Annotated in this window: 22 protein-coding genes and 2 pseudogenes; 8 read left to right on the forward strand and 16 right to left on the reverse strand. The window is 69.6% G+C overall.

The features are described from left to right. Nucleotides 1-3: 3 nt before the first annotated feature. The 4 genes and pseudogenes from HNR40_RS34575 to HNR40_RS57920 all read right to left on the reverse strand — a co-directional run bounded on the left by HNR40_RS34575 (nucleotide 4) and on the right by HNR40_RS57920 (nucleotide 2,958). On the reverse strand, nucleotides 4-309 hold the full coding sequence (locus HNR40_RS34575) for a trypco2 family protein (RefSeq protein WP_184968883.1): 306 nt from the start codon (nucleotides 307-309) through the stop codon (nucleotides 4-6). 450 nt (nucleotides 310-759) lie between these two features. Continuing rightward, nucleotides 760-1,996, reverse strand: a pseudogene (locus tag HNR40_RS34580) (IS3 family transposase). Between the two features lie 99 nt (nucleotides 1,997-2,095). Further along, nucleotides 2,096-2,344, reverse strand: coding sequence for a hypothetical protein (locus tag HNR40_RS34585; RefSeq protein ID WP_184968884.1), 249 nt, complete (start codon nucleotides 2,342-2,344; stop codon nucleotides 2,096-2,098). Further along, nucleotides 2,338-2,958: a phosphotransferase family protein gene (locus HNR40_RS57920; protein ID WP_376773548.1), complete on the reverse strand. Its 621-nt coding sequence runs from the start codon at nucleotides 2,956-2,958 to the stop codon at nucleotides 2,338-2,340. Before HNR40_RS57920 ends, HNR40_RS34585 begins: the two co-directional genes overlap by 7 nt. A gap of 20 nt (nucleotides 2,959-2,978) precedes the next feature. Here HNR40_RS57920 and HNR40_RS34595 point away from each other — a divergent pair, with 20 nt between their 5' ends. From HNR40_RS34595 to HNR40_RS34605, 3 genes are all read left to right on the forward strand, one after another. Next, complete coding sequence (locus tag HNR40_RS34595) at nucleotides 2,979-3,149, forward strand: hypothetical protein (RefSeq protein ID WP_184968888.1); 171 nt, start codon at nucleotides 2,979-2,981, stop codon at nucleotides 3,147-3,149. Between the two features lie 282 nt (nucleotides 3,150-3,431). Then, nucleotides 3,432-6,023 carry an ATP-binding protein gene (locus HNR40_RS34600; RefSeq protein ID WP_184968889.1) on the forward strand — a complete coding sequence of 864 codons (2,592 nt, stop codon included), beginning with the start codon at nucleotides 3,432-3,434 and terminating at the stop codon, nucleotides 6,021-6,023. 95 nt (nucleotides 6,024-6,118) lie between these two features. Beyond that, nucleotides 6,119-7,909, forward strand: coding sequence for a S8 family serine peptidase (locus tag HNR40_RS34605; protein ID WP_312896625.1), 1,791 nt, complete (start codon nucleotides 6,119-6,121; stop codon nucleotides 7,907-7,909). Between the two features lie 127 nt (nucleotides 7,910-8,036). Here HNR40_RS34605 and HNR40_RS34610 read toward each other — a convergent pair whose 3' ends face one another. Beyond that, on the reverse strand, nucleotides 8,037-8,546 hold the full coding sequence (locus HNR40_RS34610) for a hypothetical protein (protein ID WP_184968893.1): 510 nt from the start codon (nucleotides 8,544-8,546) through the stop codon (nucleotides 8,037-8,039). Between the two features lie 215 nt (nucleotides 8,547-8,761). Then, a pseudogene (locus tag HNR40_RS55245) lies at nucleotides 8,762-9,167 on the reverse strand (transposase family protein); the annotation flags it as partial. A 505-nt stretch (nucleotides 9,168-9,672) separates the two neighbouring features. On the opposite strand from HNR40_RS55245, the gene HNR40_RS34620 reads away from it, so the two are divergent. Then, nucleotides 9,673-9,918 (forward strand): hypothetical protein, encoded by a 246-nt coding sequence (locus HNR40_RS34620; protein WP_184968895.1) that lies wholly within the window; start codon nucleotides 9,673-9,675, stop codon nucleotides 9,916-9,918. A gap of 59 nt (nucleotides 9,919-9,977) precedes the next feature. On the opposite strand, the gene HNR40_RS34625 is transcribed toward HNR40_RS34620, so the two are convergent. Together HNR40_RS34625 and HNR40_RS34630 are read right to left on the reverse strand one after the other, a co-directional pair. Beyond that, nucleotides 9,978-10,808 (reverse strand): Rossmann-fold NAD(P)-binding domain-containing protein, encoded by an 831-nt coding sequence (locus HNR40_RS34625; protein WP_184968897.1) that lies wholly within the window; start codon nucleotides 10,806-10,808, stop codon nucleotides 9,978-9,980. Further along, on the reverse strand, nucleotides 10,798-11,370 hold the full coding sequence (locus tag HNR40_RS34630; protein WP_184968899.1) for an anthrone oxygenase family protein: 573 nt from the start codon (nucleotides 11,368-11,370) through the stop codon (nucleotides 10,798-10,800). The genes HNR40_RS34625 and HNR40_RS34630 overlap by 11 nt, the downstream gene beginning before the upstream one ends. Nucleotides 11,371-11,624: 254 nt before the next feature. Between HNR40_RS34630 and HNR40_RS34635 the strand changes: the two genes are divergently transcribed. Next, on the forward strand, nucleotides 11,625-11,819 hold the full coding sequence (locus HNR40_RS34635; protein WP_184968901.1) for a hypothetical protein: 195 nt from the start codon (nucleotides 11,625-11,627) through the stop codon (nucleotides 11,817-11,819). Between the two features lie 3 nt (nucleotides 11,820-11,822). Here HNR40_RS34635 and HNR40_RS34640 read toward each other — a convergent pair whose 3' ends face one another. The 3 genes from HNR40_RS34640 to ilvD all read right to left on the reverse strand — a co-directional run bounded on the left by HNR40_RS34640 (nucleotide 11,823) and on the right by ilvD (nucleotide 15,772). Then, nucleotides 11,823-13,313 carry a serine hydrolase domain-containing protein gene (locus tag HNR40_RS34640; RefSeq protein WP_184968903.1) on the reverse strand — a complete coding sequence of 497 codons (1,491 nt, stop codon included), beginning with the start codon at nucleotides 13,311-13,313 and terminating at the stop codon, nucleotides 11,823-11,825. A gap of 209 nt (nucleotides 13,314-13,522) precedes the next feature. Further along, complete coding sequence (locus HNR40_RS55250; RefSeq protein ID WP_246509739.1) at nucleotides 13,523-13,783, reverse strand: hypothetical protein; 261 nt, start codon at nucleotides 13,781-13,783, stop codon at nucleotides 13,523-13,525. Nucleotides 13,784-13,921: 138 nt separating this feature from the next. Further along, nucleotides 13,922-15,772, reverse strand: a complete 1,851-nt coding sequence (gene ilvD / locus HNR40_RS34650) for a dihydroxy-acid dehydratase (RefSeq protein ID WP_184968905.1) — start codon at nucleotides 15,770-15,772, stop codon at nucleotides 13,922-13,924. Between the two features lie 83 nt (nucleotides 15,773-15,855). Here ilvD and HNR40_RS34655 point away from each other — a divergent pair, with 83 nt between their 5' ends. Next, a complete protein-coding gene (locus HNR40_RS34655; protein ID WP_184968907.1) occupies nucleotides 15,856-16,650 on the forward strand; it encodes a helix-turn-helix transcriptional regulator in 795 nt (264 codons plus the stop codon). 337 nt (nucleotides 16,651-16,987) lie between these two features. Here the strand turns inward: HNR40_RS34655 and HNR40_RS34660 are convergent, their stop codons facing one another. Continuing rightward, nucleotides 16,988-17,824 carry a class I SAM-dependent methyltransferase gene (locus HNR40_RS34660; protein ID WP_184968909.1) on the reverse strand — a complete coding sequence of 279 codons (837 nt, stop codon included), beginning with the start codon at nucleotides 17,822-17,824 and terminating at the stop codon, nucleotides 16,988-16,990. Nucleotides 17,825-17,926: 102 nt separating this feature from the next. On the opposite strand from HNR40_RS34660, the gene HNR40_RS34665 reads away from it, so the two are divergent. Beyond that, nucleotides 17,927-18,076 carry a hypothetical protein gene (locus HNR40_RS34665; protein ID WP_184968911.1) on the forward strand — a complete coding sequence of 50 codons (150 nt, stop codon included), beginning with the start codon at nucleotides 17,927-17,929 and terminating at the stop codon, nucleotides 18,074-18,076. On the opposite strand, the gene HNR40_RS55255 is transcribed toward HNR40_RS34665, so the two are convergent. Continuing rightward, nucleotides 18,048-18,212: an endolytic transglycosylase MltG gene (locus HNR40_RS55255; protein WP_184968993.1), complete on the reverse strand. Its 165-nt coding sequence runs from the start codon at nucleotides 18,210-18,212 to the stop codon at nucleotides 18,048-18,050. The genes HNR40_RS34665 and HNR40_RS55255 overlap by 29 nt on opposite strands. A 9-nt stretch (nucleotides 18,213-18,221) precedes the next feature. Then, nucleotides 18,222-19,493, reverse strand: a complete 1,272-nt coding sequence (locus tag HNR40_RS34675) for an MFS transporter (protein WP_184968913.1) — start codon at nucleotides 19,491-19,493, stop codon at nucleotides 18,222-18,224. A gap of 77 nt (nucleotides 19,494-19,570) precedes the next feature. Here HNR40_RS34675 and HNR40_RS34680 point away from each other — a divergent pair, with 77 nt between their 5' ends. Further along, on the forward strand, nucleotides 19,571-20,134 hold the full coding sequence (locus HNR40_RS34680) for a TetR/AcrR family transcriptional regulator (RefSeq protein WP_184968915.1): 564 nt from the start codon (nucleotides 19,571-19,573) through the stop codon (nucleotides 20,132-20,134). 1,067 nt (nucleotides 20,135-21,201) lie between these two features. On the opposite strand, the gene HNR40_RS34685 is transcribed toward HNR40_RS34680, so the two are convergent. After that, nucleotides 21,202-21,492 carry a hypothetical protein gene (locus HNR40_RS34685; RefSeq protein WP_184968917.1) on the reverse strand — a complete coding sequence of 97 codons (291 nt, stop codon included), beginning with the start codon at nucleotides 21,490-21,492 and terminating at the stop codon, nucleotides 21,202-21,204. 119 nt (nucleotides 21,493-21,611) lie between these two features. Continuing rightward, the gene (locus HNR40_RS34690) at nucleotides 21,612-21,782 is read right to left on the reverse strand and encodes a hypothetical protein (RefSeq protein WP_184968918.1); all 171 of its coding nucleotides are present in this window, start codon (nucleotides 21,780-21,782) and stop codon (nucleotides 21,612-21,614) included. Nucleotides 21,783-22,249: the final 467 nt, after the last annotated feature.

The raw sequence follows: 22,249 nt of genomic DNA on the forward strand, positions 1-22,249 counted from the left end.
TGGCTAGCCCATCATGGACGATGAACGGCGGGCGACCTTGATCGGCTTGCCGTCGCGGTCGACGGGCGGCTGCAAGACGACGGTGACCGTCTGCACCTGGTCGTGCTCGATCTTGCCGCCTGCGCCAGCCTCGATCACCCACACCTTGACCTTGCCGCTGCCCTCGCCGCTCTTCTTCACCCCGACGTGAAACTCCAAGGTGACCTCTCCGACCGGGAACTGGATGTCCGCATCGGCGCCCTTAGCCATCGCGTCCATCAGCTCCCGACGAATCTCCGCGATCGCCTCCGCCAGTCCGAGCTCCGCCACGCGCCCTCTCCATCCTCAAGAAGACCAGCCAGGAACCTCGATCATAGGCAACGAAACCCCGCGCTCCTGGCGCTTTCAGCGCATGGTTCGGTAACCAGAGGTGTCCACGCCATCGCAGGTGCCCAACAAGTGACCGGATCGGCCCCGCCGGACCACGAGGGTCACATCACGAGCGCCGCGCAGCGAGCGGGCCACCAGAGCCCTTGATCACTGCTGTGGCAGCCGCTTTGGCGCCGTTACCTATGGGGGGCATCGTCAGCATCACCCACCAGCGCTGTCCAGTGGGCCAGGGCCTGCCGGGTAGCCAAGGTTTCGGGGTGTTCGGCTCCTTGTATGCGTTCGGAGATCGGGAGTAGGGCGGCGAGCTGGTCACGGGCAGCAGCCGCATCTCCCGCCATCCCGGTGAAGACGGGCCTTCCCCCACGGAAGTGGACACGCGTTCGGGGTATGTCATGCCGTCAGCGGCAGCTTAACCGATCTTTGTTCGTGTAGACGTTCGTAGGCGATCGGGCTGAGGTCTCCGTTGGTGGAGTGTCTTCGGGTGTTGTAGCGGGTCAGCCGGCGAAAGACGGTGCGTCGGCAGGTAGCGGCGTCGCCGTAGTGGCGGGCGCCTCGCAGGGTTTCGCGTTTGAGGGAGGCGTGGAAGCTTTCGCAGGCGGCGTTGTCGGCGCTGGTCCCGACAGCGCCCATGGACCGGGTGACGCCCTGGCTGCGGCAGAGGGCGGCGTAGTACTTGGACCCGTACTGCGCCCCGTGATCGCTGTGAAAGATCGAGCTGGTCAGATCACCGCGGGTGGCCGCGGCCATCGTCAGCGCGTCGCCGACCAGGTCGGTGCGCATGTGATCGGCGATCGACCAGCCCACGACCCGGCGGCTGAAGCAGTCCAGCACCGTTGCCAGGTAGAGGAACCCGCCGTCGCCGAGCGGTAGATAGGTGATGTCGCCCATGTATTTGCGGCCCGGCTCGCGGGCGGTGAAGTCTCGCTGGAACAGGTCCGGCACCGGGGTGGCGGCCGGATCGGGAACGGTGGTGCGGATCCGGCGGCGCAGTCGGATTCCGGCGATGCCGAAGACGCGCATCACCCTGGCGACGCGTTTCTCGTTGACCAGGAGGCCAGCCTCGTGGAGTCCGGCCGTGATCCTCGGGGAACCGTAGGTGGCGTCGAACTCGCTGTGAACCGCGCGGATCTGTGCGGCCAGGGCCGCGTCGGCCGCCTGCCGGGCGGCTCGTGCGTCGGCGCCGGCCCGCCACTTGTAGTAGCTGGCCCGGTTCAGGCCGATTACCTGGCACAACCGCTTCACGGTGAAGGTGTTCCGGTGGTCGTCAACGAACTGGTAGCGGTTCACCAGTGCGTCTCCCCGGCGAAATATTTGGCCGCCTTGCGGAGAATGTCACGCTCGGTGGTGAGCTTCTTCTCGCTGGCCTCCAGCTCGCGCACCCAGGCTTCCAACTGCGCGATCCTGTCCTCGCCCTCCTCGCCTGTCCTGCCGGGCGGCCGTCTGGCAACAGCAGCCGCGGCGGTGCCGGCTCGCCTCGATCTGCGCGCACCCGGATCACCCACTCGCGCAGGCTTCCCCGGCTCACGCCCAGATCCACGGCGATGCCCTTATAGGTCGCACTGGGGGTGGACTCGTACAAGGCCACAGCATCGGCCCTGAACTCCTCCGAGTAGTCCTTCGACGCCATCGGCGATCTTCTCGCTTCCTCCGGATCAATCAAGATCCAGTATCAGCGTGTCCACCAACCAGGGGGAAGCACCGATCTTCACCCCTTGGAATCAATCATCTAGTACGCCGACCAGCTCAGAATCTGCTCGTCGTTTTCCAGCGACCGGATACGGTGCTGAACCTCACGGGAAATCTCCGGCGACTCTCCGTACTTCTGAGCCAGCCACGTGGTCATGCGCAGCAACCGGGTCCTACGCAACACCGGATAGGCAGGCGAACTCGTTACGTCGTATCCGTAGGCGTCACAGAACTCGCCGTACTCCTTCGGCGTAACCCAGCCGCAATCGCGCTCGATCGCAGTCAGCACAAGATCCCATTCCGGCTGCCCGATGGCGCATTCTCCAGGTCCACCCACCGCAACCGGCCATCTGATCCCCGCACCAGATTGTCGACGTGGCCATCCCCATGGACTGGACCGGTGCTGAGATCGACGCGAGCATGAGCAAGACCCCTGTCCATCTCGGCGGCGATGTCTCGCAGCCGTTGCTGATCATGGTCAGGCAGTCCCACCGCCCCGGCTATCCGATCAGCGACCCGCGCCAGGGGCTCAACGCAGGGGAGCTCCAGCGGTGAAGGGATGGGAAGCGCGTGCAGCCGCCGAAGTTCTCGACCCAGCTCTATGGGCGCCGACGGCCGGGGCTCGGGAATCTCGGCTTTCGACCAGCACAGGCTCGCTGACGATTGGCCGCGCCGCGCATAGTCCTTCCTCCAGGAGCCACGCGAATCTCTCGAACAGCTTGTTCCCAACGGTCGGCTGATCGGCCGACCCGGGCAACCACACCCGCGTGCGGGAATCGGAACACCGCGTTCTCGCCCACTCTGACCAGCTCGACTGAAGAATAGTTGATCTTGGCTGCTGCCGCCGCCGAAAGTGCCGTGGCCAAGGTGCTCTTGGCGTTGAAAGGCTCCACAACTCCACATCCTGCCCCCCGCGCGAAGACATGGGGCAAGCCAAGGAGTTACTCATCGAGCCGACGTCGACGCCAAACGGAGCCCAGGACGGGGCGAGCCTGCTCGCTCACCGGCTGCACGCCGTCGTCGCCGGGGAGCGTGCGCTGGTGCTGGTCGTCAGCACCACGCCCATGCCGTACAGGGCCAGCACGCTCACGTAGCAGGTGCATCGCACGGTGGCGGACATCGGACATCGGACGTCGGCAGAGCGCTTCGTTTGCGTGGCTTGGGGCTGGCCCGCGTCGCGAGGCAGTCCGCGCGCTGTTGAGACGCTGGACCGATTGCGGATACGCGTGTACAAACGCGCGTAAAGTGCCAGCAGACCGAGCTGGAGTGCTCATGCCTCTACCTGGGATGGCCGCGGTCGTTGACGGTGTCACCTGCGGCCGGGCGGCGCCGGGACCGGCCGCGAGGGGCGTCGGCGGATGAATCCGCTTGAGCGGGTGCGCTCCCTGGTTGCCCGCGCGCCGGTGACCGTGCTCGTGGGCGGTGACACGGGCATGGGCAAGACGTGGCTGGCCCGCCGCGTCCTGGCCGGGTCGGTGGCGGCGACGAGGGTGGTGGTGGGCTGCCGCGGTCTGCCAGCGGAGCCGCACGTGGTGATCCGGGAACTGGTCGCGTGCCTGGGCGGCGATGAGGAGCGGGCGCTCGCGGGCGGCGCCTACCGCGTGTGCCGGACGGTCCGCGCGCTGCTGGGCGGCGCGGCGGAGTCGGTGTTGCTGGTGGTGGAGGATGTGGACCAGGCGGATTCGGACTCGCTGCAGGTGTTGCGGTACCTGGCCACCAGGCCGCCGCCCGGTGTGGCGATGCTGATGACCTTCACCCCGGGGCGGTGGATGGCGCGGCTGGGGTCAGCGGCCGGGGTGGTGGAGCGCGTCGACCTGGGCCCCTTGCCGGTGGCTGTCGTGGCGGAGCTGGCCGGGTTGGCGCCCGGCCCTGAGGCAGAGGCGCTGCGCGAGCTGACGGGCGGGGTGCCGCTGTTGGTCGAGCAGGTCCTGGCCGCCGGGCCGGGGGAGGTCCCGGCGCAGGTGCTGGACCTCGTCCAGGGCAGGCTCGCCGGCCTGGACGAGCGGGCGAGGCAGACGCTGTGGGCGGCGGCGACCGTGTGGTCGGCGGGTGGCGTGGCGTGCGTCCCGCTCATGGCACGGATATGTGGGCCGAGTGCGGAAACGGCCCTGCTGGAGGGTGTCGCGGCCAGGCTTTTGATCCGTCGCGAGGATGGCACGTTCGCGTTCGCGCCGCCGCTGCTCGGCCGGGCCGCGGCGGCGAGCGTCCCGGCGAGTCGGCGCACCCTCCTGCACGCGGCCCTCGCGCAAGCGCTGGCCGCTCAGGACGGCGGCGCGCCGCCCGAGCAGCTGATCTACCACCTACGTGCCGCGGGGCAAGCGGCTGAGGCGGCCAGGCACGCCGAACGCGTCGCCGAACAGGCGGTACGCGCCGGCGCCACGGCGCGCGCGGTGCGGCTTTTGCGGGACCTGCTCGGCGAGGCAGACCTGCCCTCTCGCACGCGCGCCGGGCTGGCCGGCAGGCTGGGCCGCCTCGCGGTAACCAGCCTCGGCTGCGAGGAGACCATTGACCTGCTGCGCACGATTCTGATCGACCCGCTGCTGCCCCAGGGGCTGCGCGGCGAGCTCCGGCTCCACCTCGGTCTGCTGTTGATGAACCAGGCGGGCGACACCGCCGGCCGTGGTGAGCTGGCCCGTGCTGCCGCCGAGTTGCACCGCCGTCCGGCCCTGGCCGCCCGTGCCATGTCCGCGCTGGCCTTGCCGTACGGCGGGGCGGGCCCGCTGGCCGAGCACCTGGAGTGGCTCGCGAAGGCCGAGCGGGCACTGCCGCAAACCGGGGACCCGGCGCTACTCACGGGCGTCCGGGTCAACTGCGCGGGCGCGCTGATGCAGTATGGCGAGCATCGCGCCTGGACGGCTGTCGCAGCGCTTGCCGGTGATGCGCAGACCGCCGCCGAGCGGATGCAACTGGCCCGCGGCTACTGCAACTTGGCCGGGCCCGCAATGGCACTGGGCCATCCGCGTCCCGCCGCCGACTATCTGCGGCGCGCCGAGGAACTGGCCCGCCACGCCGGGCCGTCCTATCCCCTCGCCCGCATCACGGAGGTGAGCCTCTACCACGAGTGGGTCACCGGACAGCGTGAAGGGCTGGCCGAGCACGCCCGGCGGCACTTAGCCGACCACGCAGGCCGGCCCGCCGCCACCGCCAACGCCGCACTGGTGCTGGGCCACCTCGCCCTGGCCAAAGGCGAGTGGCACGAAGCGGAGGAACTGCTGTCCGCGCCGGGCCTTGACGGCTCCATCGGCTGGTACGGCATCGAGTTCGCCCTCGGTACGGCGGGGCGGATACGGCTGGCGACGACACGCGGCCGATGGCCGGCCGAACTGGAGGAGGCCCTGCAGGTGTTCCGGGCCAAGGGCGTATGGGCCTGGGCGGGTGAACTCGTCGACGCCGCGATGGAGGCGCTGATCTTGCACGGCCGAACCGGCCAGGCTCGCCTGCTGCTGAAGGAGTTCACTGCCGACGTGCGCGCACGCGACTGCCCCTACGCCCAGGCGGTCGCCGTCCACGGCCAGGCCACTCTGGCCGCGGCCACTGACCGGCCGGAGGCGGCCGAACTGTTCACGCGCGCCGCTACCGCGCTGGCCGCCGTCTCCCGGCCCTACGAGCAGGCCAGAGCGCTGGAGAACGCCGGCCGGTGCACGCTGCCCGGCGGCCTCGGCCAGGTGACGGCCGCCGCCCGCCTCTTCACCGCCCTCGACGCCACCTGGGACGCCGCCCGGTGCGCCAGCCTGTTGCGAGAGTACGGCGGCGCCGCCGAGCCCAGGCGCGGCCGCCGCGGCTACGGCAAACAGCTGTCACCACGCGAGCGCGAGGTGAGCCGGCTCGTCGCGCTGGGTCGTACCAACAAGGAGATCGCCGAAGTGCTCTTCCTGTCCCCGCGCACCGTGGAGCAGCACGTCGCCCGGGTCATGCGCAAGCTCGGCACCAGCACCAGGGACCAGGTCCACCTGAAGCTCCTCGAATGAGCCAGCGGCCATTACCTACTATTTCCCGGATTGTTTCCCCTGCCGGACCTCACGCAAGGTGCTCTCCAACACCCCCCACTGAAGGAGACCCCTTCGTGCGCACCATCAAAGCCCTGATCACCGGGGCAGGACTGGCCCTGGCCCTCGCGGCACCACTGTCCGCCGCGCCGGCCTCGGCCGCACCCGGACCACTCGCCGACTACGTCGTGCTGCTCGGCGACGCGAACGCCGACCCCGCCGCGGTGGCCGCCCACCACGTGCGCAGGCACGGCGGGCACACCGGCCACGTCTACCGCCATGCCCTGCGCGGCTTCTCCGCGCAGCTCACCCCGGCCGCCGCCGAGGCGTTACGCCGCGATCCGCGCGTCACCTCCATCCAGCCGGATCACCTCATGTCCATCACCGACCAGGCCGTGCCCACCGGCATACGCCGGGCCGGCGCCGTCGCCAACCCCAACCTCAAGATCAACGGCGTCGAGGACTACACCGCCGACACCGACATCGCGATCATCGACACCGGCATCGACGCCGGCCACCCCGACCTCACCGTCGCCGCCCGCACCGACTGCCTGAACACCACCATCTGTCGCGACAACACCGGCCCCGACGACCACGGACACGGCAGCCACGTCGCCGGTACCGCCGCCGCTCGCGACAACGGCATCGGCGTGACCGGGATCGCCCCCGGCGCCCGCCTGTGGTCGGTCAAGGTGCTCAACGCCCAGGGCAGCGGCCAGCTGTCCGGCGTCGCCGCCGGGGTGGACTGGGTCGCCGCCCACGCCGGCGAGATCGAGGTGGCGAACATGAGCCTCGGCTGCGACAACTGCGCCACCGACGCACTCGACCAGGCCATCGCGGGCGCCGTCGCCAAGGGCGTGGTGTTCGTCGTGGCCGCGGGCAACAACCGCAAGGACGCCCGGACCTTCTCACCCGCCAACCATCCGGACGTGGTCACCGTCTCCGCGCTGGCCGACTTCGACGGCGCTCCGGGCGGCCGGGCCGCCTCCACCTGCCGTGCCGACCAGGACGACACGCTGGCCGACTTCAGCAACTTCGGCCCGCTCGTGGAGATCGCCGCGCCCGGCACCTGCATCCTGTCCACCTCCAGGAACGGCGGCTACGCCACCCTCAGCGGCACCTCCATGGCCGCGCCACACGTCGCCGGCGCGGCCGGGCTCCTCACCGCCTCCGGCCACCGCGCCACCAACCGCGACCAGGTGCTGTCCATCCGCCAGCGACTCATCGACACCGGCTCCTCCGACTGGCGTGATGACTCCGGAGACTCCATCCGGGAGCCGCTCCTGAACGTGACCTCCACCCAGGACTACCCCGCCGGCTCCGCCGACCCCGGCCGGCCCACCGCGTCGTTCACCAGCTCCTGCTCCACCGCGAGCCTTACCTGCTCCTTCGACGCCGGCTCCTCCACCGACCCCGACGGCACCATCACCAGGTACACCTGGGACTTCGGCGACGGCTCCACCACCACCGGCAAGACCGCCTCCCACACCTACCCCCGGCCCGGCTACTACAGCGTCCTGCTCACCGTCACCGACAACTCCGGCAAGACCAACACCGCCCGCCGTCTGGTCAAGGCCGGCGACCTGCCGCCCACCGCCGCACTGTCCGGACGCTGCCAGTCCTCCTCCTGCACCTTCGACGGCCGCGGCTCCAGCGACGAGGAGGGCGCCATCACGAGCTACCGGTGGGACTTCGGCGACGGCTCCACCGGTTCCGGCGCCACCGCCGCCCACGCCTACCCCGCCGCCACCGCCACCTACACGATCCGCCTCACCGTGACCGACTCAGCCGGGCAGAGCGCCGCCGCCACCGGCCGGGTCCGCTGCACCAAGGTCGTCACCACAGCGATCTGCTTCATCCAACCCTGAAGACCGGTGGAGCCCCGAACGCGGGGCTCCACCGTCCACCCCCTGGGGGCTGGCCAAGGCCGAGCGCCCCTAACACCGCAGCGGCTACGGCGACGCGGATGTGGATGTGGATGCGTGATGCGCGACGTCATCCAGCCCGGCCCGGCAGGGTCGATCGCCGCGCCAGCTGGAGGGTGGGGTGCCGGAGCTCACCACGTACAGGTCGGAGTCTGCGGGGATTGCGTCGGTGAACATGTCGATCACTTGGCAGCGGTTTGTCTAGGTGGTGGCCGGCCAGGAAGTCCCGGGCGCGCGTGGTGACGTTCCCGCGTTCGAGGAGGACGCCGGTCAGGTGGGGGTGGGCGGCCAGGATGGCCGCCAGTGCGGTGGCGAGCCGTTGTGTGCGGGCGGTCATGAACGTGTCGAACAGGCTCGCCGTGTCGGGGTGGTCGCCGAGGTAGTCGTAGGGGGAGTGGTGGTAGCCGCCCAGCAGGGGCGGGCGGCCGTGAGTGATGGTGTCGGCCAGCGTGAGGGCGGTCTTCCACCACAGGGGTTCGCCGGGCATCAGTGTGGCGGGGGCCATGCTGTCGGAGCGGGTGCTGATGAGCGTGGCGCCGCTGTCGGTGAGCCGGTAGCTGCCACCGGAAAGAACGGCCACGAGGTCGAGGGACGCGCGAGCATGCGCAGCAGCCGGTGCAGCATGTCCAGCCGTGGGGCGGAGCCGATTCGGATCCGGGCTGGGTGTCTGGCGGTGGCCTTGGCCCGGGGCGGGAGGGGTGAGGTGGGCCAACTCCTCCGGATCGGGGAACAGGCGTGATGGAAGGCACCACCCCCGCCAAGAACCGGTGGAAGCGCGGCCCGCCATGTCGGGGTGTGCAGGTAGTCGTAGCCGATGCCGCGCCCGCGCGCCGCCCGTTCGCGGCCGTGGGCGCGGTGGCCGCCGCCCTCGGGGATGCGGCCGAGTTTCTTGACGTCCAGATGGATCATGTCGCCGGGGGCCGGGGGCTCGTAGCGGTTGGCGCTCTGGCGGTGGGCGCGGATCGGTGTGCCGGTCACCGGGTCACAGGCCGCCGGCGCAGGGATGCCATGGCGGCGCAGGATGCGGGTGATGGTGCGGGCCGGCACCCCGGTCGCCGCCGCGATCCGATCCGGTCCGGCTCGTAGGTCGGCACGGGCAGCCGGCACTTGCTGCTCGGATCTCCGGCGGAGTGCGGCGCGGGCTGGATCGTGGCCCGCTGCGCCGTTCCCGCAGCCCGTCCCAGCCTTCCTCGTGGAAGCGGCGCAGGCCGTATCGGCAACAGCGTTCGACCTTCGGCCCGAAGATGAGGACTGGCCACGTGGGCGCTGGGAGCGGTTCTGCAAAAGGCGCCGGCGCTCGGCCTGAACCGGGTCCTTCTCACCTGTGACGATGGCAACTCCGGCTCGGCGCGCAGCATCGTATGCAACGGCGGTGTCCTGGAAGACGTGCGCCGCACCGATGGCGGAGTAAAGCGCCGCTACTGGATTACTCTCGATGATCCTGGCCACAAAGTTCGTTGACGGCGGCGACGGGCACCACGTAGCGGACGGCGAGTCCGTCACACTCTGTGGCCCCGTCCGTTGCCTCGGGAGGCCAGTGACCAGCTCGAGATGAAGCCGCACCATCCGATTCTCCACCAGCCTGACCTCATCCCGGAGAACCAACCAGAGTCATTCCTTGTATGTACCGGGCTGTCTCCTCCAGCGAGCCGCCCCATCGATGGCCGTCTCCAGGCCGCCGTCGTGGCGGTGCTGCGCGCCCGTAGGTGGGCCCGCCGCCGCGCCGCCCGCCCGAGCTGGCCCATGGTCGTGCGGCGCCGTACCTGCTGCCCATCGCCTTGTTCGTCTATCTGCCCGACCTGATCGGCGTGGTCACGAACAGGGCCGGCGACATGGGAATGATCACCAATGTGTGGCCGGGCCTGTTCGTCTGGACTGCCGCCGTCCTGGCCGCCGTGACCACCATCCTGACCAGGCTCATCACCCGCGGGAGGCTCAGGCCACAGGCGTAGTCAGGAAATGAATCAGCCCAGCCCGGTCGGAACCGGACTGGGCTGATTCGCGTGCGGCGCTATCGCGGCGACCAGATTCCCGTCGCGGCGGTGGCGCGGGCGTAGTCGGCGAAGTCTCGTGCCGGGCGGCCGAGGATCTTCCGCACGCCGTCTTCCACCTGGGCGTTACGACCGTCCAGCACAGTGGTGAACAGGTAGATCAGGAAGCCGACCGTGTCGTCAGGCAGGCCCGCCTCCTTCAACGCTGTCGCGTAGTCCTCAACGCTGACCGGGACGAAGGCGACAGGCCTGCCAGTGGTGGTGGCGATCTCCGAGACGGCGTCGGCGAAGGTGAGCAGCCTGGGCCCGGTCAGCTCATAGATCTTCCCGTGATGTCCATCCTGGGTGAGTACGGCGACAGCGGCGTCGGCGAGGTCGTCGGCGTCGACGAACGGCTCGGGGATATCGCCGACAGGAAGCACGACCGCGCCTTCGAGCACCGGCTCCAGCAGGTAGTTCTCGCTGAAGTTCTGGTTGAACCAGCTCGCGCGCAGCACCGTCCACTCCACGCCGGCGCCGGCCACGATCTCCTCGCAGACCTGAGCCTCCGCCTCTCCGCGCCCAGAGAGCAGGACCAGCTTCTCCACCCCCGCACTCACTGCCTGCTCGGTGAACGCCCTGATCGCAGCAGGCGCAGCTGGCGCGGCAAGGTCGGGGAAGAAGGACACATAGACGGTCTGGACGCCGTTCAGCGCGGCGGGCCAGGTCTGCGGGTTCTCCCAGTCGAAAGGAAGGGGGGCGCTGCGGGAGCCCACGCGGGGATCGGCACCCAATTCGCGGAGCTGGTCCACAATTCGCCGACCGGTCTTCCCTGTGCCGCCGAGGACCAGGATCGTCTTGTCAGTTCGCATGTGCTTCATTCCTTTCAAGGAGGCTGGTGATTTGGGCCGCCGGCTTCGCGTTCGTGTTCTCGTTGAGGCGTTGCGCGCCGTACACCACCAGGGCCCAGGCCAGGCAGCCGAATGCCGCGGTGTGGAAGAGTGCGCGGACGAGGTTCCAGCGGACCCAGGTGTTTTCGAATGCGCTTCGGACCGAGGCGAGGTCGTCAATGTGGCGGGGGTTTCCTGCATTGGCGAGTTTGTCGTTGAGGGGGACGTTGATCCCGCTCGTGATAAGGAAGGCGACCAGATAGAGCGCGAGCGCGGCGATGATCCACGGCAGGGCTGCCCTGCCGTGTCCGCGCCAGGCGAGGAATACGGCGAGGCCGAGGATCGGGATCGATCCCATGAACATCAACATGAAGACGGGATTGAGGATCGCCTTGTTGATGTTCTGCATCGCCTCGATCATGGTGCGGTGGGAAGAGCGTCCGAGACCGGGCATGACCGAATAGGCGAAGGCGGCGAACAACCCCGCCATCAGACCTGTGGAAATGGTCGCCGCGAGCAGGGTCGCGGTCTGCAGGAATTTCATGCGATTCCCTTTCTCTTTGGTGGGCGCGCGAAAGCCGCACTCTTTGCTGTATTGATGGAGGGCGCACCACGCCGAGGGCGGCTACACAGGGGCCGTTCGGGGTGATCTCCCTCGCAGCGAGTAGAGAATAGGCAGGGAGGTGCCGTCGGGTCCTTGGGGCAGGATGCGGCGTCCGGGGAATTCGGTCGGTGTGCTGACGAGCCGGTCGCCACCACAGACGACAGCTCGTCGAACAGGTTCGAAGGCACCTCGATGTGCAGCTCCCCGACAGGATCGGCGAGGGCGCCGGGCCTGGCGCGCCCGACGCCTGGGCCCGCCGGGCCAGCGGCCGGTCGGCGCCCAGCAGGTGCACGGCGCGGATCGCTCGCATGGCCGGACTCCTGGAGACCACCGACGGCTACACCGGAGGGGCCGACGATCGCCTTCCCCTGGTGTGGGAGCTCGGGTAGGTCTCAGACGCTCGCGAGGACACTCTCCCGCTGGCTGGACGGCTTGCCGGCGCGGGAGCGGACGAGGCGGACGAGGCGGGAGACGAGGACGGCGGCGCTGCTGAGCGCGCCCGCGGCGGCGAAGACGTAGAGCGCGAGCCACACGTAGGTGATCTGCTCCAGCGTTCCCGCCCTGTTCATGACGACGCCGAACAGGTCGGCCAGGCCGAAGAAGAACGCGATCGGCACCAAGTACGGCACCAGCCGCACGCCCACCCGCCAGACGGCCTTGCCTTCGCGGCGGTGGGCCCAGCGGCCGGACCGCAGGACGCCCATGACGCCGAGGCCGAGGACGAGCGCGCTCAGGCCGGCCAGCCAGTAGTCCGCGGACATGGTGAACGGCTCCTGGACGGAGTGGGAGCGGCCTTCGAGGATGTCGATCAGGCCGTCGCTGATCAGGAGTGCGTCGTCGCCGGAGACCATGCCGGTGTTGGTGACGACGGCGATGCCGTACTTGCTGTCGGGCAGCAGCGTCTGCGCGGCGTTGTGGGTGAGCAGCCAGCCGGTGTGGCGCAGCTCAGGTGCTCCGCCGAGGGTCTTGCCCGTGGTCCAGCCCATGGCGTAGGTGCTTTCGGCCACGCCGGAGGGGGTGTGGGTGGTCTTCAGGATCTGGTCCGTCAGGACACGGCCGCCGCCGTTCTGGGCGGCTAGCCAGCGGCCCAGGTCGTCGGCGGTGCTGACGACCCCGGCGCCGCCGTTGATGAACCAATTCGGCTGGGAACGCTCCAGGATCTGGCCGTAGGCGCGGATGTAGCCCGCGGCCTGGCCGGGGAGCTCGGAGGTGGTGTTGACGGTCGCGGTCGACTTCATGCCGAGCGGCCCGAACACCCGCTGGACCATGTAGTCGGCGAACGGCACCCCGGCCACCACCTCGACCAGCCGCGCAGCGACGGCGAAGTTGGGGTTGTGGTAGGCCATCTTGGCGCCCGGGTCGCCGGCGAGCGGGTAGCTCCGCAGCATCCCGACGGCGTCCTTGAGCGTGGCCGGCGCGTCGAGCGCCAGCTCGGGGAAGCTGCGGTCGCTCATCCCCGAGGTCTGCTGGAGCAACTGGCGCACGGTGATCTTCGTGGCGCGGGCGTCGGCCAGGGTGAACTCGGGGAGATAGGACCGCACCGGGGCGTCCAGGTCGATCTTGCCCTCGTCGACCAGGCGTAGCACCCCTACGGCGGTGAACGACTTGGACAGCGAGGCCAGCGGCATCGGGGTGCTCTTGGTGATCGCCTCGCCCTTGGCGGTGTGGCCGTAACCCGCGACCCGCACGATCTGGTCGCCCTTGGTGACCGCCACCGCGGCGCCCGGCAGACCGGTCCGCTCCACGTAGTCGCGCACGTACGTGTCGATCGCGTCGGCGTTCAGGTCACCGGTCCGCACCGCTGCCGCCGAGGCCTGCCCTGCGGGCACTCCCACCGCCAGCAGCACACCGGCCACCGCGGCGATCTTCCGCATCATGTTCATGGGCTTCCTTCCAAGATTTCCGTCTGCCAGGAGGAGACGGTAGGAGTTCACGCAGGTACGGCGTAGTGCGCGATCGTCGGGTCGTTACCCCGACTTTCGTCGGGTCTGGTCTTCGTCTCCGCCCAGGGCGCGGTCGGCGAGGCGGTCGCTGCGCTGCCGGGCGGCCTGTGCGGAGCCGAGTCGGAGCCCGAAGGCGATGTCCTGCCAGGTCATGCCGCGGCCGGGCGCCATCTGCAGGAGCGCGGCCGCGAGCGCCTCGAACTCTCCGCGGACGACCGGGCGAGGCTCAGCACGGCGGTGAGGGCGGCGTGGTCCACCTCCGGCTCGCCCTCGTCGAGCTTCGCGGTGCCGCTGAGCAGGAACGACACGAGCCTTATGGCCTGGTGTGGTCCGATCATCGATGGATGGATCTGCCGCTGCTCCTCGGTGGCCGCGTGACGCTCGGCGATCCGGAACAGGGGCGCGTGCACGCGGTGGGGGCGTGAACGGGTCTTGCTCAGCGCTCGTTGGCATGCGGCCCAAGGTGTCGCCTGATTCTCCCTCCCCTACCTCCGGAGCTTCGTGAGTGCGCGGTGCGCATGGTTGCGGAGACTCCAGTGGCCGACCACTCAGCGCAGCTTCGACGCGTCCCGGACGGCGCCCTTGTCGGCCGAGGTGGCCAGGAAGGCGTACGTTCGTAACGCCAGGGAAACGGGGCGTTCGCGCTCGCGCGGCAGGTAGCCGCCAGATGCCTCGATCCGCCGCCTGCGGGCGTCGAGCTCGGGCTCGGGCACGTCAAGGGAGATCGAGCGGGCGGGGATGTCGATGGTCACGAAGTCGCCGTCCTCGATCAGGGCGATGGTGCCGCCCGCCGCGGCCTCGGGTGAGAGGTGTCCGACGGAGAGGCCGGAGGATCCGCCGGAGAAGCGGCCGTCTGTGATCACCGCGCACGTCTCGGCCAGGCCCCGGCCTTTGAGGTAGGCGGTCGGGTACAGCATCTCCTGCATACCCGGCCCACCGCGTGGCCCCTCGTACCGGATCACCAGGACATCACCCGCGCTGACGCGCCCGGCCAGGACGACCTCCGCCGCTTCCTCCTGGGACTCGGCCACGACGGCGGGCCCAGTGAAGACCATGAGAACCTGGTCCACCCCGGCCGTCTTCACCACGCCGCCGTCGGGCGCCAGATTGCCCCGCAGCACGGTCAGCCCGCCGTCGGCGGAGTAGGCGTGGGCGATGTCGCGGATGCAGCCCGAGGCCGCGTCCAGGTCCAGCGACTCCCAGCGGGCCGACTGAGAGAAGCCGGACGCGGAGCGGACGCCCCCCGGGGCGGCGAGGAAGAGGCCGGACGCCTCCGGGGAGGGCGCGGGGGCGCGGACGTCCCAACTGGACAACCATTCGGCGAGCGAGCCGGCGTGGACGGCCCAGACGTTCTCGCGCAGCAGCCCGGCGCGGTGCAGCTCACCCAGCAGGGCGGGGACGCCGCCGGCTCGATGAACGTCCTCCATCAGGTACGCGCTGCTCGGGGCCACCTTGCACAGGCACGGCACCTCGCGCGAACGCGCCTCGATGTCGGACAGGCCGTAGTCCAGCTCGGCTTCGTTGGCGGCGGCGAGCAGATGCAGCACGGTGTTGGTGGAGCCGCCCATGGCCAGGTCGAGGGCCATCGCGTTGTCGAACGCCGCCCGGGAGGCGATCGCCCGGGGCAGCACGGTGGCGTCGTCCTTGCCGTAGTACCGCTCGGTCAGCTCCACGACCGTCCGCCCGGCCTGCTCATACAGGGCTCTGCGGGCGGTGTGGGTGGCCAGGGTGGTGCCGTTGCCCGGCAGGGCCAGCCCAAGAGCCTCCAGAAGGCAGTTCATGGAGTTGGCCGTGAACATTCCGGCGCACGAGCCGCAGGTCGGGCAGGCCGCCTCCTCGATGGCCGCCATGTCCGCATCGGAGACGGCGGGGTTGACCGCCTCGGACATGGTGGTGACCAGGGTCAGGCCGGTACGGACCGTGCCGTCGGACAGCACCGCCCGGCCGCCCTCCATCGGGCCGCCCGAGACGAACACCGTGGGGATGTTCAGCCGCAGCGCGGCCAGCAGCATCCCTGGGGTGATCTTGTCGCAGTTGGAGACGCACACCAGGGCGTCCGCGCAGTGCGCCTGGACCATGTATTCGATGGAGTCGGCGATCAGCTCTCTGGAGGGCAGCGAGTACAGCATCCCCGCGTGGCCCATGGCGATGCCGTCGTCGATCGCGATGGTGTTGAACTCCCGCGCGATACCGCCCGCCGCGCCGATGGCCTCACCGATGATGCGGCCCACGGGCTGCAGATGGGTGTGACCGGGGACGAACTCGGTGAAGCTGTTGGCTACCGCGATCACCGGCTTGACGCCGATGTCCGCTCCCGGCACGCCGGAGGCGCGCATCAGGGCGCGTGCCCCGGCCATGTTCCGGCCATGGGTGACGGTGCGGGATCTCAACTGTGGCATGCCCCGATCTTGGCGGCGTGCCGGCGTACCGAGAAGACGCCCCGAGTGCTAGTAGTCCTGCTACCAGTACCTATCCTGCGTACATGGGAACGGTGGCGGAGCGGCGCAAGGAACTGGGCGACTTCCTGCGTGTCAGGCGCGCCCGGCTCGACCCGACAGCGGTCGGCCTGCCCCCGGCCGGTCCCCGCCGGCGCGGCGGCCTGCGCCGCGAGGAGGTCTCCACCCTCTCCCAGGTCAGCGCCACCTGGTACACGTGGCTGGAGCAGGGCCGCGACATCCAGCCCTCCCGGCAGGTCCTGGACGCCCTCGCCCGCACGCTGCTCCTGACCCCCGCCGAGCATGCCTATGTGCTGTCCCTGGCCGGATACGCCCCACTCGCCGAGCCCACAGAACCGGCGGCCCGCGCCGCTCCTGTCCACGTGCAGCGACTGCTCGACGCGCTAGCCGGGTTTCCCGCGTACGCCATCGCGCCCGACTGGACGATCACCGGCTGGAACGACGCCTACCTTGACCTGTATCCGAACGTGGCCACCGTCGCTCCGGAGGAACGCAACCTGTTGTGGCTGGTGTTCACCGATCCCTACGTCCGTGATCTGCTGCCGGACTGGGAGGTGACGAGCCGTCGTTTCGTCGCCGAATTCCGGGCCGAGGCCGGGCCCCGGCTCGGCGACCTCGCCGGCTCCCCGGCCATCCAGCGCCTGCTGGCGACAAATGCAGCCTTCCGTACGGCCTGGCAGGACCACCACATCGAGGGCTTCGCCTCCCGGATGCGTGTCTTCGACCACCCGATCACAGGGATGCGGCACTTCGAGCACCACCGCCTGGCCCCTGCCGACCACCCCGACCTGCACGTGGTCATCTACACCCCAGGATGTTGACGCGCTCACCGGGCTGATGCACCGAGGCCCAACGGCGCGGCCTCGCCTTACGATCCTCCGTGCCCGGGGACCGGCGGTGCGGGCCTGGCGCTGTTGCGAACTGGGCGGCGTAAGCAGGGGTGGTCCATACCCGGGTGCCGGGGCCGCAGGAGCAGGGGAAGTGCAGGCCGCTGCAGTGCGGTACCGGGATGTTGATCAGAGTGCAGGTCAGTACGGCGGTGAGGAGGGTCCAGGCGTACCCGTTCGGGGTTGCGCCATCGTAGCGGCGGTTGCGGACGCCGTCCGAGCCCGTGCTCGACCTCCAGCCGGCGCGGGCGGGGCACCATGCCGCGGGCGGCTACGCCGTGGTCGCCCGGGGTGATCTCGCTCGGAGCGAGTAGAGGATCGGCAGGTAGGTGTCGCCGAACGGGAACCGACGGGTGCCGTCGGGCTCTTCGGGCAGGATGCGACTTCCGGGGAAGTCGACCTCGGTGTGCTCGCCGAGCCAATCGATGATCAGTCCCGATCCGGCGGCCGCTGTCACGATCTCGCCCACCGAGTGCGGGTACTGGACCACCTCCTGCGCGGTCATCGGCAGGTCCGGGTCCGCATACGTGCTCTTGACGACCTCACGCTGGGGCTGCCCTCCGCCGTAGGGCCAGTCGGCCACGAGCGGCTCATAGCTGGCCAGGGTCTGGTAGGCGGGATGCAGGTCGACCAGCACCAGCCTTCCACCCGGCCGCAGCGCCATCGCCGCCCCACGCATCCACGCGTCAAGGTCCCCGATCCAGCACAGCACCCCGTAGGTGGCGATCACCAGATCGAACCTGCCCGCCAGGCTGGACGGCAGGTTCTGCGTGTCCGCCTCGACGAAGTCGGCGGTCAGCCCGGCGAGCTCGGCCAGCTCGCGTGCCCGGACGATCGCCGTCGAGGAGAAATCGACACCGGTGACCCTGGCGCCCAGACGGGCCCAGTTGAGTGTGTCCATGCCGAAGTGGCACTGCAAATGCAGCACATCCTGGCCGGTCACATCACCGGCCAGCTCCAGCTCGATCCCGAAGAGCGTCTGCCGGCCCGCCAGGAACGAATCGACGTCGTAGAGCAGGTCATTGGGGGTTGTGCCGTGCGCCTGGGCACGGGCATCCCAAAGGGCGCGGTTCGCGGCGAGCCCGTCAGCGGGAAAGATTCCGTTCATGTCCGTAGTGTGGCAGGCCGATGGGAGCGAGCGCCGACACCCGGTGGGTGTTGAGAATCGATCCCATCCCCGGCAACCCGGGAGCTGCCGACCCTGTCGCTGGTGGCGGTGAATGCCGCCGCGCTCACCCGCCGGGGCCGGGCCGCTCCCGGCGAACAAAAGTTCGCCGCCGCGTACGCGAAAGGCCGGGAGCTGGAGGGAGAGCCGGCCGTAAGCGCGTTGATCAGCGGCGCGTCCGGTCAGCACGGCTGACGAGCTCGGCGTACTCCGTACCGGACGTGGCGAACTCCATGGTGCCACGCTTCCGGTCAGTGATCACGAAGTAGAGCCACGTGCCCGCAGCCGGGTTGAGGGCGGCCTTGAGCGCAGCCTCGCCGGGGTTGACGATGGGCCCGGGTCATTGCCCAGGCGAAGGGTCGCGATCGGGTGCCGACGAGGGGACGCGCTCGGGTGCGTGGCCGTCGGCGGGCGGCACCGTGCCCCGGCCTGCCACCATCGCGACGATCACCTGGCCGGCCGCAGCGACGCACATCATAGTGATGGGTGCATGCCAGCCGGAACTGACGGTGTGGAGCAGCCCGAAGATCACCGGTCCTGCGGCGGCCAGCAGGTAACCGATCGACTGCGCCATAGCTGACAACGCGCCCGCCTCGGTTGCGTCCTGGGCGCGCAGACTGAGGAAGGCCAAGGCGAGGACAAGGCAAGCTCCGCCGCCCAGCCCGAGGACTACAGTCCACAGCAACGCCCATCCCGGCGCCACCAGGAGTCCGAGGTAGCCGGCGAGCACAACCGCCGAACTTACGATCGCCACCGCGCGTTGGTCACGCGCCCTCCGCAGCGCGGCAGGCACTGCCAGGCTGGTCAACACCGCGACCGCCTGGAACACAAACAGCAGCCATCCCGCCGCGGCCGCACTTACCCCACTGCCCTGGAGAACCTGGGGCAACCACGTCACGACGACATAGAAGCCCAGCGACTGCAATCCCATGAACGCCGTGACCGCCCACGCCAGCGCCGATCCCCACGGCAGCCGGTGTCTGCCAATCGCCTCCGAGGCCGGCCGTGAAGTCCGCACCTGTGGGAGCCACAGCACGACAGCCACCAGCGCGAGCACGATCCAGCAACCCAACGCGGTGGACCAACCGCCAGGGGCGACCTGGCTGATCGGCACCGCCACCCCGGAAGCCACCGCGGCGACAGCCCCCATCACCGTGGCGTACGCGCTGGTCAGCAGTCCCACCCTGGTAGGGAAATCGCGCTTGATCAGGCTCGGCAGCAGCACGTTGCCCACGGCGATTCCCGCCCCGATCAGCACGGTTCCCGCGAACAGACCGATGGCCGTTGGTACCCACCGGACCGCGATCCCGAGCGTCAGCACCACAAGCGCACCCCAGAGAAGCCGCTCCGGTCCCCACCGCGCCGCTAGTCGCGGAACCACCGGCGAGATCGCCGCGAACGCCAGCAAGGGCAGCGTGCTCAGCAGACCGGCCTCGGCCGGAGCCAACTCCAGATCGGCTTGCACACGATCCAGCAACGGCCCCACACCGGTCAAGCTCGGCCGTAGATTCGCCGCAACCACCAGCAACCCCCACACCAGTAGCGCCCGGCCGGAACGCCCCGTCGACCGCTTTGAGGTGAGTGAGAACAGGATGAAACGCCCCTTCGACATGGTGTCGACCTCTTCTGTATTATACGGAATAAGGAATCCGGATTCCGTATTGAAGTCTAGACAGAGGAGCGTTTGGGATGTCAACTCCGCAGACCCGCCGCAAGACACGTACCGACGCCGAGCGCAATCGAGATCGTGTCCTGCAGGCTGCTCGCGTGTTGTTCGCCGAGTCCGGCCACGACGTGCAGATGTCGGAGGTCGCACGGGCGGCGGGAGTCGGCATCGGGACCCTCTACCGCAAATTCCCGACCCGGGATGCTCTGATCGAGGCCATCGCCGAGCACCGGGCCACAGACCTCGTCGCTGCAGCACGCCAGCTCACCGACGCCGAAGATCCGACTCAAGGCTTGGCCGGGTTCCTATACCACGTGGGCGAGGTGCTGGCCGGCGATCGCGGCATGTCCGAGGTGATCGAGAAGGTCATGGGCTCGGCCGAGCCGCGGGGACAGACCCGCGAGGCGCTGCTCGCCGTCGTCGCGGAGCTGCTCGACCGGGCGCGGGTGCGCGGCACGGTCGGGCAGGACGTGACGGCCGGGGACGTCAACATGGTCATCTGTGGCCTGGCGGCGGTCATCCGCAACGCCGCGGGCGATTGGCGGCGGTATATCGAGGTCACACTCGATGGCCTCCGTACCCGCTGATCGGGCGCCCTCCCTGTCCGGGCGATGACTCCCCCTGGCCCCAGGACGCGCCTGCCGCCCGGTGCAGGCCATCGCGGCGAAACTCCCACTACCCCATCTCGATGGCCCTCGGCTCTGAGGGACAGACACCGCTCGGGACTGCTCTGCCGCGGCAAGGCGCAATGACGGCAGGGCGTGTGAGCTTCCGGGCCAAGCATCGTTGTCGGCCACCGGGACCGCCTGTCTGACGGCCTCAATCTCCGCTGGCACAGGCCACGTTGTTCCTGGTGTTGAGGCCGGTGATGGATCCGGCGGATCTCCTGATCGGAGGGCATGGCCTCGGTCTTGGCCCAGTCGTCGGCATCGGCCAACGCGATGAGCCGTTCGCGGTTGCGCAGGAGGTCGGCGAGGTGGGCCTCGAGATCGGGCAGGTAGGCCACGTCGGTGCGGAAGTGACCGGACCGGACAGTCCTGGCCGCCGGCGGCAACGTGCTCGGCTCGGTGCAGACCCCGTAGGGTAACGGCGACCTCGCCGATCACGCGGCGAGTGTGTTCGCTGTCCAGCAGGCCCTTGACGTCGTGCCAGACCCGGTTGCCGTGCCGGTCGAACTGCATATCGGTGACCCGCTCGACAGCCTCACGCCGTCGTTCTTCGCCAACCCGATAGTACTTTTGCGAAGTTCCCAGTCGGCGGTGGTCCATCAGCTGACGTAGGACGTCGACCGGGACTCCCGCGTCGGCGTGCCGCTGGGCGTAGGTATGGCGGTAGGCGTAGAGAAAGATCTTCTCGGGGTCGAACGGCAGCATCTTGGTGACCGGCTGGCCGTCGATCTCGACGACGGTTGAAACCTCGACGGGCGGCGGCTGCTCGACCCACTGGCGGTGCCGGCCGCCGATCCAGCCGTCGGACAGGGGCTTGGTCCCGGCGCGGTTGGATCGGGAGGAGGGCAAGAGGCTCAGCTCCGCGATCGGCGTGTCGGGGAATCGCGCGCGGACGCGTCGTTCCTGCTGCTGGACGATGACGCCTGCGGTGGCCTCGGCGATCGGCAGGCGACGGCGGTTGCGGTGGGCCTCGAAGTTGTCATAGATCAGGACGGGCTCGCCGTCGGCGTCGCGTTCCAGGCAGTCGTAGTCGAGCCTGGCTGTCTCATCGGGGCGGGCGGCCGGTGTCCATGCGGCAGCTCGATCGCGACCCGAGCTGCCGCAGCAGCTCGGTGATCAGGTCGAGCTGTCGGGCGGTCGCGGGTGGTGTCGGCGTGCTCGCTCGGGTCGCCGCGCGGCGACAGGCAGCGGCGCTCGGCCGATTGGCGCGAGCGCACCTCCAGCGCCGGGGCGAGCTGGGCCCAGGTGACGCTCTGGGCGCGCAGCGACTCGATCACACAGCCCTCGCCCTCCTGTAGGTCCTCGCGCAGCTGGCGGATGATCAGCAGCGCGGCCAGACCGCGCTCGACGTCGAGGCGGTCGTGGGCGGAGAGGTAGGCGTCGACCAGCAGCCGGTTCAGCGTCTCGGCGACCTCGCCGTGCGGCCGGCCCCCAGGAAGCCCTCGCCGTATTCATCCAGCGGCTCGGACATGTCGGTGCGGGGGTCGGCCAGCGCCCACCAGGCGGCGCGGCGGCGTTCGGCTCGCGCTTGCGGGCTGTGGGGGTCGGGGTGAGGGGCGGCCACCACGATCCCTTCTGATGTCGTGTCATTGGTGACACTGGGGTGGAGCGTATGACACGACATGATGGCCGGTGGCGCGATCATGGATGCGAAGATCGTGCACCGGGGCGCGGGCCGGTCTCCAGCACGGGGGTGCCCGCTGCCCCGATGCAAGGCGGGGTAAGGCGCAGGGGCGGGCTGTGGCGGTCAGGGCAGCGGTTCGGGGACGGCAGGCGCCATGTCGTGACTCGCGGTGTCGGGGGAGGGCCGGTGGGCGCTCCGGGTTCCAGGTGGGCCATCACCGTGGTGCCGTACAGCCGGGCGGCCTCGAACATGGTGGTGATGACGTGGCCGACGTGCTACCGGAAAGCTTGATCGGGAAGACCTAACAGAGTCCTACTAGATGGTTGATTCCAAGGGCTGAGGTTCGTTGATCGGCTGCGGGCATGCAGCGAGGGTGTCCAAGATCTGTTTGTGACGACAGAACTGAACAC

The sequence above is a fragment of the Nonomuraea endophytica genome, assembly GCF_014203235.1.
Classification (GTDB): domain Bacteria; phylum Actinomycetota; class Actinomycetes; order Streptosporangiales; family Streptosporangiaceae; genus Nonomuraea; species Nonomuraea endophytica.

Excerpts from the sequence above, each read along its gene's own strand:
- HNR40_RS57920 (WP_376773548.1), bottom strand. The coding sequence starts at position 2,958 with ATGTGGAGTTGTGGAGCCTTTCAACGCCAAGAGCACCTTGGCCACGGC.
- HNR40_RS34595 (WP_184968888.1), top strand. The coding sequence starts at position 2,979 with ATGGGGCAAGCCAAGGAGTTACTCATCGAGCCGACGTCGACGCCAAAC.
- HNR40_RS34625 (WP_184968897.1), bottom strand. The coding sequence starts at position 10,808 with ATGCGAACTGACAAGACGATCCTGGTCCTCGGCGGCACAGGGAAGACC.
- HNR40_RS34630 (WP_184968899.1), bottom strand. The coding sequence starts at position 11,370 with ATGAAATTCCTGCAGACCGCGACCCTGCTCGCGGCGACCATTTCCACA.
- HNR40_RS34640 (WP_184968903.1), bottom strand. The coding sequence starts at position 13,313 with ATGAACATGATGCGGAAGATCGCCGCGGTGGCCGGTGTGCTGCTGGCG.
- ilvD (WP_184968905.1), bottom strand. The coding sequence starts at position 15,772 with ATGCCACAGTTGAGATCCCGCACCGTCACCCATGGCCGGAACATGGCC.
- HNR40_RS34655 (WP_184968907.1), top strand. The coding sequence starts at position 15,856 with ATGGGAACGGTGGCGGAGCGGCGCAAGGAACTGGGCGACTTCCTGCGT.
- HNR40_RS34660 (WP_184968909.1), bottom strand. The coding sequence starts at position 17,824 with ATGAACGGAATCTTTCCCGCTGACGGGCTCGCCGCGAACCGCGCCCTT.
- HNR40_RS34675 (WP_184968913.1), bottom strand. The coding sequence starts at position 19,493 with ATGTCGAAGGGGCGTTTCATCCTGTTCTCACTCACCTCAAAGCGGTCG.
- HNR40_RS34680 (WP_184968915.1), top strand. The coding sequence starts at position 19,571 with ATGTCAACTCCGCAGACCCGCCGCAAGACACGTACCGACGCCGAGCGC.